The sequence below is a fragment of the Serratia sp. CY44782 genome (assembly GCF_052168715.1).
GTDB classification, from domain to species: domain Bacteria; phylum Pseudomonadota; class Gammaproteobacteria; order Enterobacterales; family Enterobacteriaceae; genus Serratia; species Serratia nevei.
Map to the genome: position 1 here is coordinate 152,845 of NZ_JBJNME010000003.1, position 15,133 is coordinate 167,977.

General features: G+C 61.4%; 15 protein-coding genes. 9 read left to right on the forward strand and 6 right to left on the reverse strand.

Annotated features, from left to right (window positions below; all coding sequences use genetic code 11):
• Positions 1–14 precede the first annotated feature (14 nt).
• Positions 15–851, forward strand: coding sequence for a D-alanyl-D-alanine endopeptidase (pbpG, locus tag ACJ8HT_RS06675; RefSeq protein ID WP_100395739.1), 837 nt, complete (start codon positions 15–17; stop codon positions 849–851).
• A 138-nt stretch (positions 852–989) separates the two neighbouring features.
• Positions 990–1,976, forward strand: coding sequence for an MsnO8 family LLM class oxidoreductase (locus tag ACJ8HT_RS06680; RefSeq protein ID WP_197652890.1), 987 nt, complete (start codon positions 990–992; stop codon positions 1,974–1,976).
• Here the strand turns inward: ACJ8HT_RS06680 and ACJ8HT_RS06685 are convergent.
• Positions 1,973–3,277, reverse strand: a complete 1,305-nt coding sequence (locus ACJ8HT_RS06685) for an aminotransferase class I/II-fold pyridoxal phosphate-dependent enzyme (protein WP_197652891.1) — start codon at positions 3,275–3,277, stop codon at positions 1,973–1,975. The genes ACJ8HT_RS06680 and ACJ8HT_RS06685 overlap by 4 nt on opposite strands.
• A 66-nt stretch (positions 3,278–3,343) precedes the next feature.
• Here ACJ8HT_RS06685 and ACJ8HT_RS06690 point away from each other — a divergent pair, with 66 nt between their 5' ends.
• Genes ACJ8HT_RS06690 through pdxY form a run of 3 tightly spaced genes read left to right on the forward strand, consistent with a single transcriptional unit; the run spans position 3,344 to position 5,157 of the window.
• Entirely contained in the window at positions 3,344–3,598 is a 255-nt protein-coding gene (locus ACJ8HT_RS06690) for a hypothetical protein (protein WP_194572019.1), read from the forward strand.
• Complete coding sequence (locus tag ACJ8HT_RS06695) at positions 3,595–4,311, forward strand: glutamine amidotransferase (RefSeq protein ID WP_197652892.1); 717 nt, start codon at positions 3,595–3,597, stop codon at positions 4,309–4,311. Before ACJ8HT_RS06690 ends, ACJ8HT_RS06695 begins: the two co-directional genes overlap by 4 nt.
• A gap of 3 nt (positions 4,312–4,314) precedes the next feature.
• On the forward strand, positions 4,315–5,157 hold the full coding sequence (gene pdxY, locus ACJ8HT_RS06700) for a pyridoxal kinase (RefSeq protein ID WP_126178945.1): 843 nt from the start codon (positions 4,315–4,317) through the stop codon (positions 5,155–5,157).
• A gap of 44 nt (positions 5,158–5,201) precedes the next feature.
• Here the strand turns inward: pdxY and ACJ8HT_RS06705 are convergent, their stop codons facing one another.
• The 5 genes from ACJ8HT_RS06705 to ACJ8HT_RS06725 form a co-directional block, all read right to left on the reverse strand.
• Positions 5,202–5,915, reverse strand: coding sequence for a flagellar brake protein (locus ACJ8HT_RS06705; protein ID WP_049199733.1), 714 nt, complete (start codon positions 5,913–5,915; stop codon positions 5,202–5,204).
• 77 nt (positions 5,916–5,992) lie between these two features.
• A complete protein-coding gene (locus ACJ8HT_RS06710) occupies positions 5,993–6,775 on the reverse strand; it encodes an N-formylglutamate amidohydrolase (protein WP_123895030.1) in 783 nt (260 codons plus the stop codon).
• Between the two features lie 101 nt (positions 6,776–6,876).
• The gene (olsF, locus tag ACJ8HT_RS06715; protein ID WP_197652893.1) at positions 6,877–8,598 is read right to left on the reverse strand and encodes an ornithine lipid synthase OlsF; all 1,722 of its coding nucleotides are present in this window, start codon (positions 8,596–8,598) and stop codon (positions 6,877–6,879) included.
• A gap of 155 nt (positions 8,599–8,753) precedes the next feature.
• Complete coding sequence (locus tag ACJ8HT_RS06720) at positions 8,754–10,424, reverse strand: DUF4091 domain-containing protein (RefSeq protein ID WP_197652894.1); 1,671 nt, start codon at positions 10,422–10,424, stop codon at positions 8,754–8,756.
• 58 nt (positions 10,425–10,482) lie between these two features.
• Complete coding sequence (locus tag ACJ8HT_RS06725; protein WP_197652895.1) at positions 10,483–10,782, reverse strand: hypothetical protein; 300 nt, start codon at positions 10,780–10,782, stop codon at positions 10,483–10,485.
• A gap of 106 nt (positions 10,783–10,888) precedes the next feature.
• Here ACJ8HT_RS06725 and ACJ8HT_RS06730 point away from each other — a divergent pair, with 106 nt between their 5' ends.
• The 4 genes from ACJ8HT_RS06730 to ACJ8HT_RS06745 all read left to right on the forward strand — a co-directional run bounded on the left by ACJ8HT_RS06730 (position 10,889) and on the right by ACJ8HT_RS06745 (position 15,125).
• On the forward strand, positions 10,889–12,142 hold the full coding sequence (locus ACJ8HT_RS06730; protein ID WP_174171935.1) for an ABC transporter substrate-binding protein: 1,254 nt from the start codon (positions 10,889–10,891) through the stop codon (positions 12,140–12,142).
• 78 nt (positions 12,143–12,220) lie between these two features.
• Positions 12,221–13,162, forward strand: a complete 942-nt coding sequence (locus ACJ8HT_RS06735) for a carbohydrate ABC transporter permease (RefSeq protein WP_047730640.1) — start codon at positions 12,221–12,223, stop codon at positions 13,160–13,162.
• A 10-nt stretch (positions 13,163–13,172) separates the two neighbouring features.
• Positions 13,173–13,991: a carbohydrate ABC transporter permease gene (locus tag ACJ8HT_RS06740; protein WP_004938251.1), complete on the forward strand. Its 819-nt coding sequence runs from the start codon at positions 13,173–13,175 to the stop codon at positions 13,989–13,991.
• A 21-nt stretch (positions 13,992–14,012) separates the two neighbouring features.
• Positions 14,013–15,125, forward strand: a complete 1,113-nt coding sequence (locus tag ACJ8HT_RS06745; protein WP_060439858.1) for an ABC transporter ATP-binding protein — start codon at positions 14,013–14,015, stop codon at positions 15,123–15,125.
• Positions 15,126–15,133 lie beyond the last annotated feature (8 nt).

Consider the following 15,133-nt stretch of genomic DNA (forward strand, 5'->3'; position numbering starts at 1 on the left):
TTATTGCCGTCGTTATGCTTTTATCTCTCGCTTTTCTCCGTCTGCCCGTCCGGCGCTTCGGCGCCGCCCTCCTGTTCAGCCTGCTGTTCGTTTTAGCGCCCGTGCATGCCGCCACGCCGCCGCTGGTACTGAATGCCAAGTCGGTGCTGGTCGTCAATCAACGCACCGGAAAGACGCTCTATCAAAAGCAGCCGAACCGCGTGCTGCCGATCGCCTCGCTCACCAAACTGATGACCGCCATGGTCGCCCTGGACAGCAAACGCCCGATGAGCAGCCCGCTCAAGGTCACCGCCGCCGATCGCGATCTGCTGAAGAAAACCCACTCGCGCCTGACCATCGGCTCGGTGCTCAGCCGCCGCGACATGCTGCACATCGCCCTGATGTCTTCGGAGAACCGCGCCGCTGCGGCGCTGAGCCGCAGCTATCCCGGCGGGCGCAAAGCCTTCGTGGCGAAAATGAACCAGAAAGCGCGCGCCATCGGCATGAAACGCGCCCGCTTCTACGATCCGACCGGGCTGACGCCGCGCAATGTAGCGACCGCCAACGATCTGCTGAAGATGGTCAATCACGCCTATCGCTATCAGTCGATTCGCCGCTTCAGCACCGACAAGCAGCAGATCGTGCGCCCTGGCCGCGGCCAGCTGGTCTACCGCAGCTCCAACGGCCTGATCAATAACCCGGCCTGGCAGATTCAGCTGCAGAAAACCGGCTTTACCGACGAGGCCGGCCACTGCCTGGTGATGCGCACCACCATCAAAGGACAACCGGTGGTGATGATCCTGCTCGGCGCGCAGCCGCGCTACGGCCACTACCGTGACGCCATTCGTCTGAAGGCCTGGCTCGAGGGATAACAACGCGGCGCTTTACCGTTCTGCGCATATCCAAATCCGTTTTGGATCAATGGAATATCCTATCGCCAATCAGTATTAAGGCGCGCGCCGCCCGCATGGTATTTGTCAGGCATATCTGATGAGGAAAGGAGCGGGAAAATGGCTTATGCCTTGAGCATATTGGAAAAGAGTCCGATCGCCGACGGGGAAAGCGCCGCTCAGGCGCTGGTGCGCACGCTGCATCTGGCGCAACAGGCGGAACGCTGGGGCTATCGGCGCTTCTGGCTGGCGGAGCACCACAACACGCCGCAGCTCGCCTGCCCATCGCCGGAAGTGCTGATCGGCTACCTGCTCGGCCAGACGTCGCGCATTCGCATCGGCTCCGGCGGCGTGATGCTGCAACACTACAGCGCCTACAAGGTGGCCGAAAACTTTAACCTGCTGGCGGCGCTGGCGCCGGGGCGCGTCGATCTCGGGGTGGGCAAAGCGCCCGGCGGGCTGCCGCTCGCCACCCAGGCGCTGCAGGCCGCCCATGACCGACAAAATAAACCGGCTTTCCCGCAGCAGCTGTCGCAGCTGACCGCCTATCTGAACGACGACGCCGAACCGGGACTGAGCGCCACACCGCTGCCGCCGCACGCCGCCCAGCGCTTTCTGCTCGGTGCCAGCAAAGAGAGCGCGACGCTGGCGGCCGAATCCGGCTGGGCCTTCGTGTTCGCCGCGCATCTGAACGGCAATCCGCAGGATATCCGCGAGGCGCTGGCGCACTACACCGCACTGAGCGGTGGCCGCAAGGGGCTGCTGGCGGTGGCGGCTATCGCGGCGCCGAGCGCGGAACAGGCCGCGGCGCTGGCGGCGGATATTCAGCAATACCGCGTGCACGTCGCCGGTGAGCAGAGCGTGACCGTCGGCAGCCTGGCCCAGGCGGAGAGTTTCGTGCAGCAGGCCGGCGCCACCGACTACCGCATCGAACCGCGAGAAAGCCATATCCTGCTCGGCACTGCGCCGCAGGTGCATCAGCAACTGGCGCAGCTGCAGCAGCGCTACGGCGTGGACGAGTTCATCATCGACACGCCGATCGGCGAACCAAGCGCCCGGCTCACCTCACTGCAGCTGCTGGCGGAGGAGAGCCTGACGCCGGCCTAGTTGATCGCCGCGCTGGCCCGCATGGCGTCGGCCAGATCCTGCGCCAGCGGCGCCAGCTGTGCCGGCACGACGTTGGCCAGGCTGACGCGGATCGCAGCATCGCCCTTCAGGCGGAAAGGTTCGCCGCCCTGCACCAGCCACCCCCGCTGCGCCATCAGCTGCGCGGCGGCGGTTTCCGACCGCACCGGCAACCACAGATGCAGCCCTTCCCCCACCGCCAGCGCCGTGTGATTCAGCGCGTTGAGCCGCCGCACCAGTTCATCCCTTCTGGCTTGATACGCCTGTTGCGCCCGCTGCAGCTGCCCCTCCTGCAAGGCCTGCCCCCACAGTCTGGCGGCAATCTGCTGCAAGATATGGCTGACCCAGCGTTCGCTGATGTACTGATCGGCGCGCATCGCCTGCAGCAACGTCGGGTTGCCGCAGGCCAGCGCGATGCGCAGATCCGGGCTGAGAAACTTGCTCAGCGACAGCACGTACAGGCCGCGATCGCCGTCGAACGGCAGATGCAGCGGCTGCTGCGACAGCGGCCCCCAGAAGTCGTCGACGATCGCCAGACACTGCGGATTTTCGCTGAGAAAACGCCGCCACTGCTGCGCGCGTTGCGCAGAGAGCGAGGCACCGGTCGGATTGTGGGCGCGCGACGTCAGGATCACCGCGCCCGCCGCTCCGCTTTCCGGCAACCGGCACCCCTGTTCATCCATCGCCAGCGGCAGCGGCCGCAAACGCAGGTGGCGCAGCAGCGTCAATAGCGGCGGCCAGCAGGGATCTTCCACCCACACCGCCGCGCCCGGCTGCATATGGCAGCGCAGCGCCTTTTCCATCGCGTCCAGCGCGCCAGAGAATACCGCAGGCTCCCCCAGGCTAACGCCCTGGTGGCCGAGCCACTCGCGCCCCAGGCCGGTCAGCACCGGCAGATCGCCGCTGATGTCATAGCCGTTTTGTTGCGGGAATCCCTCCGCCGCGCCCAGCGCCAACGCCGGCAACAGGGCGGCATCCAGATTGCCGCTGGCCAGATCGCACATTCCCGCCGGCACCTGGCGCGGCGTATAGGCCGCACTCACCGCCGCCAGCGGCGGTTCCAGCACCACCGTTCCCGCCCGCCCACGCGTCGCCACCAGACCGGCATCGCGCAATCGGGCGTATGCGCTGGCGACGGTATTCGCATTGACCTCCAGCTCCGCCGCCAGCTGGCGTACCGGTGGCAGCAGCTCACCCGGCCGCAGCGTGCCGCCTTTGATGCGTGCGGTGATCTGCTCGGCAATCTGGACAGCGCCGCCGCCTTTTGCATACAATGAAGTCATACATAAATCCTTTTGTACTAGTTCAATCAAGATTAGCAGCTTCCGCGGCCAAAAGTAAGGGGTTCCATGAATAAACATTACGTGCTCGACATTCAGTATGCAGGAAAAGCCTTTGCCCGCCTGGAGATGTTCACCCCCTGGGCCGCCGATCAGCTGGAGCAGGCCTGCGCGCTGTTCCCGGCTGCGCAGGGTTATCAGGTGCAGCTCAGCCAGGTCAGCGAACGCCGTATCGTCTACCAGAGCGGCGCGCAAGGCATCACCGTGCTGGGCGAATCGCTGGCGCTGACGCCGTTCACTCACGCTCACGAGGTTAAACAATGAAAAAAGCCGTCGCCATTCGACACGTCAATTTTGAAAACTTGGGCATCCTCGGTTCCCTGCTCTCGCTGCGTGGCTATCAGATCGACTATTACGATGCCGGCCGCGATGATATTCGTGCTATCAATAATGAAGAGACCGATCTGTTGGTGGTGCTCGGCGGGCCGATCAGCGCTGCCCAGCACTTTTCCGGCGCGCTGCGCTATGATTTTCTCGACCATGAATTGGCGCTGGTCAAACAGCGCCTGGCGCAGCGGCGGCCGACCCTCGGGGTGTGTCTCGGCGCTCAGGTGATCGCCCAGGCGCTGGGTGCCGACGTGATCTCGCTCGGCGTCAAAGAGATCGGCTTCGCCCCGCTGACCACGCTAGCGGCGGAAGACGACTCGCCGCTGGCGCCGCTGGCCGATACGCCGGTGCTGCATTGGCACGGCGATATGTTCACGATCCCGGAGGGCGCCCGCTGCCTGGCCGGCACGGCGGTTTGCCCGCATCAGGCCTTTGACTATCAGGGTTTTGCGCTCGGCCTGCAGTTCCATCTGGAGGCAGATCATCGCGATATCGAACGCTGGCTGATTGGCCATGCCTGCGAGCTGGAACTGGCCGGCGTCGCGCCCCAGACCCTGCGCGAACAGGCGGCGCGCCACGGCACACAGCTGGAACAGCGTGCGCGACAGGTGTTCGCCCGCTGGCTGGATAATAACGAACCAAGGATGTAACTCATGCAACAGACTTCACCCTTACGGTCACCGTCCATCGACGTGATCAGCATTCAATCTCAGGTGGTCTACGGCAGCGTCGGCAACGGTATCGCCTACCGCGCCCTGCTGAAAAAGGGGCTGGAAGCGCTGCAGGTGCCCAGCGTGCTGTTCGGCTGCCCACCCTATTATGGCAAACCGCACGGTGGCGTCATCTCCGGTGAGTGGTTCGGCGGCTTTCTCGACGATCTGATCGCCCGCGGCGTGATGAAACGCACCCGGGCGGTGATCGTCGGTTACCTGGGCGACGTGATGCAGTGCCATATTCTGGCCAATTGGCTGCAGCGGGTGCGCGCCCTCAATCCGCAGATAAAGATCTATATCGATCCGGTGATGGGCGATTACGGCGAAGGGATCTACGTGGATGAACGCATCGTCAACTGCTATCGCTCGCCGTTCCTGCGACTGGCCAACGGCCTGACGCCGAACGGTTTCGAACTGGAGCAGCTGTGCGGCCGCTCTCTGAGCAGCCGGGAACAGACGCAACACGCCGCGCAGGCGCTGTTGAACGACACTACCGAATGGGTGCTGGTCACCAGCGCGCCGGGCGTGGCGCAGCACGAAGACGAGGTGGGATTGATGTTGGTCACCCGGCAGGAAACCCAGTGCTTTACCCATCCGAAGGTCAAATCGGCGGTCAAAGGTACCGGCGATCTGTTCACCGCACTGCTGGTGAGCCATCTGCTACACGGCGCCGCGCTCGACGTAGCCGTGGCCGCAGCCGGCGGTGAGGTGTGCGACGTACTGGCCGAAGCGGCGCATTTGGGATGGGAAGAGATCGGCAGCCTGCGGGCATTAAAACCGTAAGGTCTGTAGAGCGTCAGGGGGCAGCGCACTGCCCCTGATAAATATCAGCGTTTTTTCTTTTTGTTGAAATCCAGCTCGAAGGCAAACACCGCACTTTGAATTTTGCGTTCCATCGCCAGCCCCAGCTTGAGAAAACGGCATGACAGGCGCGAGAAGTGTACCACCTGGTCGTTGTCGTCGGTTTCCTGATCGTCGTTGACCACCACCAGCTCCATGTTGACCTTGAAGCTGCCGTAGCTGCCCAGATCCAGCAGCGCTTTCTTGAACTGCAAGCCCGGCTGGAAGAATTCCGGCAGCGGGCCATCGAAGCGCAAACCGACGCCGCCGGCAGAGAGATCGTGGATCCGCAGCTCATAAGGCGTACCGTCCGGGTATTCGCCGGTGCAGAAGAATTGACGCCAGTGCGGCGTGGTGATGCGGAACTGGCGACGGCGCTGAATGTAAACCAGCTCCTGCGGCAGACGGGTCGAGCAGGCCTGGACGCCCTGATGTTCGGTCAGCTCCGCCTGGCCGACGGAAAACTCGATTTTGGCGTCGTTGCTTTCAATCACGATGGTGCAGGCGCCGTCGATGGCGCTCGCGGCTTCCTCGCCGCTAAACACGATATTGTCCGGCCCGACGCTCAATAACAGACTTTGAAACCGGTGCTGCTGATTTTCTACGCGCAGCGGCGTGCGTTGTTTGCAAATTTCACGCAGAATCGCCAGAACTTCAAAACGCTCCCGTTTGATAAACAGTCCGTTATCGCTGTGCTCCACACGTCTCTCCTGACTTTTTTTCTAATTGACGTCTTACGTATTCCTTACGGTTATCATCTCTGGGAATATTCCTAAAGTCAAATTTGCCAGCGTTGCCAGGCCTGCGGCAACAGGCGCGCGAAACGTTTCGCCCACGCCTGCTGCCCGCGTTCGTCGGCGATCAGATCCTGGCGAATTTCGATGCCGACATAAGGTAAACCGCGGCGTTCCGCATGAACCGGCAGCGTATAGTCGGTGGCGTCCGTCATCGCATAAGGTTCGTTGATGCCCACCTGCAAATCCCCCTCTTCGCGCAGCAGCTCGGCCAGCAGATGGGCAAACTCCGGATAGCGGTTAAACAGCAGCCCCACCTGCCAGGGGCGCGATTCCCCCTTGAACACCGGCGTAAAGCTGTGCATGGCGATCACCGCCGTCGGCAGTTCACGCAGTTGGCGCTGCCCCAGATGATCGTCGATGGCGTGGTGATACGGCAAAAACACCTCGCGCTCGCGCGCCAGCGCGTGTTCGGCGTCGATACCGATATTGCCGGGGATCGGCGTCAGCTCGGACAAGTGCGGGATCGAGCTGGCGATGCCGGGCGCCCGGTTGCAGTCGATCACCAGCCGCGAATAGCGCTGATGGATCAGCGTCGCGTCCAGCTGGCGGCTCAGATGGCGCGACACGCTCAGCGCGCCGATATCCCAGCCGATGTGGCGTTCGATCTCCCCCGGCGGCAAGCCGAGATCGCCGAGGGATTGCGGTATCGCCTTGCCGGCGTGATCGCACAGCAGCAAAAATGGCGCTTTGCCATGCGGGATTTCAACGGCGGCGGCAGAGGGTTCATCGGCGGACAATAACGGCGGGATAAACGAGTGAGGCATGCAAGGCTCCGGCGGTGGAAAGCGAAACGTTTATCGTAGCGCTATCCCGTCGCCGGCCCCAAGGTCGTGCTTAGATCAAAAAGGCATGAGTCAGACTACAATCATGCCGTCTCGGCTGGCTGCGGCTGATGCACCGCAATATAACGCTGATACCGTGACGGCTTGAGCCGCGTGGTGTCCACCAGCACCAGCCCGTCGATGCAGTTGTTGAACGCCGGATCGGTGCCGAAGTCGATAAACTGCACCCCGCCCGGCTCGCACAGCTCGGTGTACTGTTTGTACAGCGTCGGAATCGAACAGCCGATGTTGCTGAGCAGGCTCTTCAGCCGCACCAGATCTTCCTGGTAGTTATCCCCGGCAAACTGCGCCAGCACCTGCGGCAGCGACGCCGGATAAGGCCGGCGCGACTGCGCGAAGGCATGATCCGGCGAGAAGTAGAGCCGATAGAAGGCGATCAGCAGATCGCGCGCCGCCAGCGGCATGCCGCCGGAGATCGACACCGGGCCGAACAGATAACGGTACTGCGGGTATTTCGACAGGTAGGCGCCGATGCCCAGCCACAAATAGTCCAGCCCGCGTTTGCCCCAATAGGCGGGCTGAATGAAGCTGCGCCCCAGCTCGATGCCCTGCGCCAGGATCGGTTCCATATCGCGGTCGTAGTGGAACAGGCTGTTGCTGTAGATGCTTTCCAGCCCTTTGCGTTCGATTTGTTCGGCGGTAGGGATAAAGCGATAGGCGCCGACGATCTCCAACTCCTCCTCATCCCACAGCACCAGGTGATAATAGTCCTCGTCGTAGCTGTCCAGATCTCGGCGGCGGCCGGAGCCTTCCCCTACCGCACGGAAGGCGATCTCGCGCAGGCGACCCAGTTCGCGCAGGATCGGCGTGCGCGCTTCGTCGTGGCGGCGGTAGAGGTAGATGGTTTTACCGTCCGGCGTCACCCCCAAGCGTTCGCAGTTCGCCAGCGCTTTTTTCAGCTCCAAACGCTCTTCCGGCAGCGCGATCGGCGATTCGCTGGCGAACAGCCCCGGCTTGCCCTGGCCCAGGCGATACACATGACGGCGAAAACGCTCCGCCAGATCCTTGGCGCTGGTGTGACCGTCATGCCAGTTGGCGAACGGCACGCGGCCGCCGATGCGGATCTTGATACGCCCGCCCCGCTGCTGGAACATTTCGCGCACCAGCAACAGCGTCGACAGCGGCCGGTAGACCAGCGAGGTAAAGTAGAACAGGTTGCTGTTGCGCGCGCTGATATGAATAGGCACGATCGGCGCGCGCGCCTTGGCGGCCAGACGCAGAAAGCCGGTATGCCAGTGGCCGTCGCGGATACCCTTCGGACTCATGCGCGACACTTCGCCGGCCGGGAACAGGATCAGCGCGCCCTGATTGTCCAGCTGCTGCTGCATGCCTTCAATCTGCTTGCGGCTGGTTTTATAAGCGACGTTATCCACCGGCACGAACAGGTTGCGCAGCGGTTCGATGTAGGTCAGCAGCTGGCTGGCCACCACTTTCACATCCGGGCGCACCGCCGCGACGGCGCGCAGCAGCACCAGGCCGTCGAGCGAGCCGATCGGGTGATTGGCCACGAGCACCACCGGCCCCTGGCTCGGAATGTTTTCCAGATCGCCGTCCACCAGCTCGCAGCTGAGGTTGAAGTAGTCCACCACCTGCTCGATCAGATCGAGCCCTTTCAGGTGGGGATAGTCGGCGGCGAACTGTTTGAATTCTTTTTCGAAGAGAAGGGTTCTTAGCAGGCTGCGCTGCCAGGCAGGGGTATTGCGGTGTGGAAATGCATCTTGCAACAGAGAATCCAGGCTGAACATCGCGTTATCTCCTGACGTAGTCGCTGCAAACTTAAGCCAGAGCCGTGACTCTGACGTGTCAGTTACATGACAATAAAATGAATCCATCGACTATCAGGTATAGCAAAGTAATGGCGATTTGGGAGCGAAAGACGCATTTTCGCCCCCATTGCCCCTCACATCGGCGCCAGCAACGCTTCGATTCGGCGGTTCACTGCTTCTCGCAGGCGCAGCAGCGGCCCGGCCTGGTGCGGATAACGCTTGAAGGTGATGCGCATGCCCAGCTCGCGTTCGATCAGCGCCTCCACCGTCGCCCGGTCGGTCAGACTCTCCAGCAGCTGCAGCGCGCGCATGTCCTGCAGCCCCTGGTGCAGCACCCGCAGGCGCAGCGACTCCACCGGCTGCAGATCCTCGCCCGGATAGACCACGAACGGATCGCCGGAGGGAAACGCATGGCCGCTGTCGGTCACTGCGTACGGATTGATGCGCTCGCGCGAATGGGCGCTGTTATAGAAGTTGAATCCCCAATGCAGGAAGCCGGCGATGCGGTACAGATACAGCTGCACGCCCAATATGCGGTTGCGCGCCGAAGGCTGGGCGAAGAACCGGTTGGCGACCTCGGTCTTCTGCACGCAGCAGTAATAGGCCCACAGGCCGGGCACCCGGTGCTCGATAAAGGGATCGATATGATCGGTCGCGGCGACCGGGGTTTCCACCAGGCCTTGCTGATAGAAAGCGAAATCCGACAGCGCGTCGAAGGTGCGGAAGCCGTCCAGCAGCGGCCGCAGCGCGGCGGCGGCGCGCCGGTAGGCCGCCAGGTTGTCCAGCGTCGGCTCATCGGAAACATGGAACCACACCTGCCGTTCCAGCCCCCGTTCGCGGAACCAGGCGGTCAATTCGGGCAGCAGCGCCTGCAGGAAACGCTGATACGGTTCGCCCTGCGCATCGGTGTGCCAGCCGAAAAGCGCTCGCGCCTCGCCCTGCTCCTCCACCACGATCTTCGGCGCATGCGCCGCGCCCCATTGGGTAAACAGCGGCGCGATTTCGAAGTGCTCGATGCCCTCTTCCTGCGCCAGCGCCACCCACTGCGCCAGGCGGCTGAAATCGAAGCCATATCCCTGCGCCGAACGCGTCACCCTCACCAGCTGCACCGTGGTGCGCTCGCCGCCGACGGCGGTATCCAGCGGCGGCGTAAACAGCGGCGTCAGCAGCATATTGACCCCGGCACGCACCGCACAGCGCACAAAGTGGCGCACTGCGCGCCAGTAATCCGGGCTGAACACCGCCAGACGGTAGTAATCCGCCAGGCAGTCGGTGTGCAACCACTCGGTGTGCAACAGCGTTTGCGGCGGCAACGCCGCCGGCACCAGATGCAGCGTCAGCGTGGCCTCGGCCAGCGCCTCGCCGCTCTGGGCATCCAGCAGCCGCAGGGTCAATGGAAAGTCGCCGGCCAGTTGCACATCGGCCGGCGGCGTCAGGGTCAGCCACAGGCTGCCATAATAGCGGCAGGCGGCGAAAAAACGCCGTTGCGGCAGCGGCATCAGCGGATCGGGAAATAACCCCGGCTCGGTCGTCAGGTAATTCTCGTCGGTCTCGCGATAACAGGGAAAACCGCTCGGCACCGATTGCACCTGGCGCACGCTGATATACTCCGCCAGCGGCCCGTCGAGTTGATAACACAGCTCATGGCGGGTTTCGTTGCCGGGCGTTTGCAAACAGTACACCGCCTGCCAGGAAAGCACCTCGTTATTTAACCCGCTCAGCCGTTCCTCCACGGAAATAGGTGGCACGCTGTGGCGATGAAATACTTTCTCCAGGCAATGAGTAAATACCAGAGACAGGCGCATGATGTTCGGCCCTCTTTATTTTAATGAATAAACACGGTGAAATTCAGGCTAACGCCTTTTATCGCCACAGACAATAGCCGGTAATAAAAATCGTTCCCATGCCCTTCGTTGACTGCCGCAATCCGATTTTTTTGTTTATTTGCATCACAAAAATGAAAGAAGCTGATGCTTGCACAATAAAAATGTTTTTAATCCCCATTATGGTGCAAGGGTTATCAGTTATTCCTATGCCTGCGAGGGCCGCTAAATGCCGCGACAGCAGGGAAAAAACCCACCAACAGGTTAACGAAATGTGAACAAAAACACCTTTCACTTGACCGTGAAAGCCTTTCAGTTTTAACAACAGTGAAACATTCACGCCCCATTTTTGGGCATTCGGGGGTGTATTGACACATTGAAAGTTAAGGGATAGAAAGAATTTACGTTGCGAAAAACGTTATTCGTCGCTCACCGAGGGGAAAGCAATGTCACCGATAAAAAATACCGGACGCCTGCTAGCGCACTCTATTCTCGCCAGCGCATTATTATTACCCACCCTGCTCCACGCCGCAGATAAAATAACATTACGCTATGCCGTTTGGGACAGAAACCAATTACCTGCCGAACAGGAGATCGCCAAACGTTTTGAACAGGCCAATCCGGATATAAAAATAGAAATAGAATTAACGCCCTCTGCGCAATATTTCGTTAAATTGGATTCCGCTGCCGCCGGCGGCGTGGCGCCGGATATATTCTGGATCAATATGCCTTATTTTGTGCAATACGCCAAAAACGGCATTATGGAGCCGCTGGCGCCCTATATTAAGGACAGCGGCCTTAAGCTGGACGACGTGGTCGCCAGTTCGGTGAAAGCCTACCAGTACGATGGCCAACAGATGGCCATTCCGCGCGACGTCGACTCCATCGCCGTGTGGTACAACAAAAAACTGTTCGATCAGGCCGGCGTCAGCTACCCCACCAGCGACTGGAGCTGGGACGATCTGAAAAACAAAGCCACCGCCCTGAAAAACGGGCTGAAAGGCGCCGCCTTCCCGCTGGTGATGGATCTCAGCATCGACGGCCAGGACAGCTATATGAACCTGCTGTTCCAAAACGGCAATCACATCGTGCCGAAAGACGGCCAACCCACCGACATCGCCAACGACAAATCCATCTGGGTCTACCAGCAGCTGCAGGGCATGATGAAAGACGGCCTGATGCCGAGCGCCCAGCAAATGAGCGAAGTCAAAACCGAGAACATCTTCCAGTCCAACCGCGCCGCGATGGTCTATGCCGGTTCCTGGCTGGCGGCGCCGTTCGCCAACAACCCGCTGATCAACGATCACATCGGCGTGGTGATGATGCCGAAAATTGAACGCCAGTCCGGCGTAGCGCACAGCCTGGCCTTCGCCATGTCGGCCAAAAGCGCCCACAAACAGGCCGCCTGGAAATATATCGCCTTCATGAGCAGCGAAGCCTCGCAGGCGGAGCTGGCCAAGGTGGTGATCCCGGCCAACAAGACGGCGGCCAAGGTCTGGGCGCAGCAGATCCAGAAAGTCGACGTCTCGCCTTACATCCAGACCCTTGAAGTGACCCAGGCTTACCCCACCGCCGGCACCAATACGCCGAAATGGCAGAACATGTGGATCGCCAGCCTGAAGAAAATCTTTATGGGCGCGGACGCCAAGCAGGAAATGGACAAGTCGGTCAAGAAGATCGCGCGCGTCATGGAGCAGTAATCGCCCCGCCGCGGCGCGCTACCCCGAGTGTGCGCCGCGGTGGACCCACGCTGAAAGTGATAGGTGAGGAATGGCAACATGTCGCTGGCAGAAACGGCTACGGTCACCCTGAAATCATCCCGGCGCACCGCCCGCCCCGCGCTCAATCGGCTCGAACGCGCCGAACGCTTCTGGGGCTGGGTGATGATCCTGCCGCTGCTGTTAGGGGTCACGGTGTTTTACCTGATCCCCTTTTTGCAGAACATTTTTTACAGCTTTACCGATCTGAACCAGTTCATGCGCTGGAGCAGCATCAGCGTCGATAACTATCTCAACCTGTTCGAAGACGACGACTTCTACACCGCCGCCGCCAACACCCTGTTCTACGTAGTGGTGTGCGTACCGATCAGCCTGAGCCTGTCGCTGCTGCTGGCGATCGGCCTCAACCAGAACATCCGCGGCAAAGGCCTGCTGCGCACCCTGCTGTTCCTGCCGGCGGTCACCATGCCCGCGGCGGTGGCCATGGTGTGGCAATGGCTGTTCAACAAGGATTTCGGCCTGATCAACCAGGCGCTGGGCCTGCTGCACATTGCGCCGGTCGCCTGGCTGTCCGATCCGGACGTGGTGCGCATCAGCGTGTCCATCATCATCATCTGGTCGTCGCTGGCGCTGAAGATCATCATTTTGCTGGCCGGGCTGCAGAGCATTCCGCGCCAGCTGTACGAGGCGGCGGATATCGACGGCATCGGCACCCTGCGGCGCTTCTTCTGCATCACGCTGCCGATGATGGTGCCGACGCTGTTCTTCGTGTCGGTGATGAGCTTTATCGAGATCCTGCAAATCTTCGACGTGGTGTTCCTGATGTTCGACCGCGCGCTGGTGGAAAACGACGTGATGACCGTCACCAACCTGTTCTACAAGTACGCGTTTTACCTGCAGGAAAAAGGCTACGCCTCCGCCATCACCGTGGTGCTGTTCGCCGTCACGCTGGTGATCACCCTGATTCAAATGGCGATCGGCAAGCGCCTGAAAGTCAGCTGAGGAGCTGCACATGAACGCAAGCAAGAAAACGCTGGTGTACCTGTTTATGGGGCTGGCGGCGCTGGCCTCGGTCGTGCCCTTTATCTGGATGCTGGTGACCTCGCTGAAAACCCAGGCCGAGAGCATCCAGATCCCGCTGACGCTGCTGCCGGCGCACCCCAGCCTGCAGGCCTACGGCCGGGTGATGCACGAAATCCCGTTCGCCGGTTTTTATCTCAACTCGCTGCTGGCGACCTTCTTCACCGTCACCCTGCAGATGGCGATCGCCACCCTGGCTGCCTATGGCTTCTCGCGCCTGCATTTTCGCGGCCGCGACGCGGTGTTCCTGGTGTGCGTGTCGATCCTGATGGTGCCCGGCCAGGCGTTTCTGATCCCGCAATTTCTGGTGGTACAGAAGCTGGGGCTGGTCAACAGCATCACCGGGCTGGTGCTGCCGGGCATTTTCAGCGTCTACGCCACCTTCCTGCTGCGCCAGTTCTTTCTGGCGGTGCCGAAGGAGATGGAAGAAGCGGCCTTGATCGACGGCTACAGCTACTTCGCCATCTTCTGGCGCATCATGCTGCCGCTGATCCGGCCGGGCATTATCGCCTGCGTCATCATCAACGGCCTGTGGAGCTGGAACAACCTGATGTGGCCGCTGATCGTCAATACCACCACCGAGAAGCTGACGCTGCCGGTTGGCCTCGCCTCGCTCTCCAGCCGCGCCGGGGTGGAATACCCGTTGCTGATGGCCGGGGCGCTGATGGCGGTGATCCCGATGCTGATGCTGTTCATTATTTTCCAACGCTATTTCATCCAGGGCATCGCCAGCGCCGGGGTGAAAGGCTAACGCGCAGACAAGGTAAATGACATGGCCGGAATTCAGTTAAACAGCGTTAAAAAAGTCTACCCCAACGGTTTCCACGCGCTGCACGGCGTCAATCTGGACATTGAGGACGGGGAATTTATGGTGTTCGTCGGCCCGTCCGGCTGCGCCAAATCCACCCTGCTGCGGATGATCGCCGGGCTGGAGAGCGTCAGCGAGGGGCAGATCCTGATCCACGATCGCTGCGTCAACGACAGCATGCCGAAGGATCGCGGCGTCGCCATGGTGTTCCAGAACTATGCGCTGTACCCGCACATGACGGTGTACAAGAACATGGCGTTCGGCCTGATCGGCAAAGAGAGCAAGGCCGAAATCGACCGCCGGGTGCGCGACGCGGCGGAAAAGCTGGAGATCACCAACCTGCTGCAGCGCAAGCCGGGCCAGCTCTCCGGCGGCCAGTGCCAGCGGGTGGCGGTCGGCCGCGCCATCGTGCGCAAGCCCAAGGTGTTCCTGTTCGATGAGCCGCTGTCCAACCTCGACGCCAAGCTGCGGGTGTCGATGCGCGTGCAGCTGATCGAACTGCACAATCAGCTGAAGCAGGAAGGTGCCGCCGCCACCATGGTGTACGTTACCCACGATCAGGTCGAAGCGATGACCATGGGCGATCGCATTTGCGTGATGAACCGCGGCGCCATCATGCAGGTGGATAAACCGATCAACCTGTACCACCACCCCGCCAACCGTTTCGTCGCCGAGTTTATCGGCAGCCCGTCGATGAACCTGCACGATCTGGCGATCGTGCGCGACGGCCAAACGGTGCGGCTGCGCATCGGCCTGCAGCACCCGCTCGAGCTGCCGCCGGCGCTGCAACGGCAGTTGGCGGACTATCCGCATGCGCGGGTGTGCCTCGGTATCCGGCCGGAGTCCCTGCGGCTGTGCGCGCCCGGCAGCGCCAACTGCTTCCCGGCGCAGATCGTCACCATCGAGCGCATGGGCAACGAAGAGCTGCTGCACTGCGAGCTGGCCGACCTGCGCTTCGTGCTGCGCATGGCGTCGCTGCCGGACTGGGAGCCGCGCCTCGGCGAAAGCGTTCATCTGGCATTCGATCTGACGCGCGCACATTTGTTCGACGAGCTCAGCGGCCAAAACCTCAAATAACAACAGCG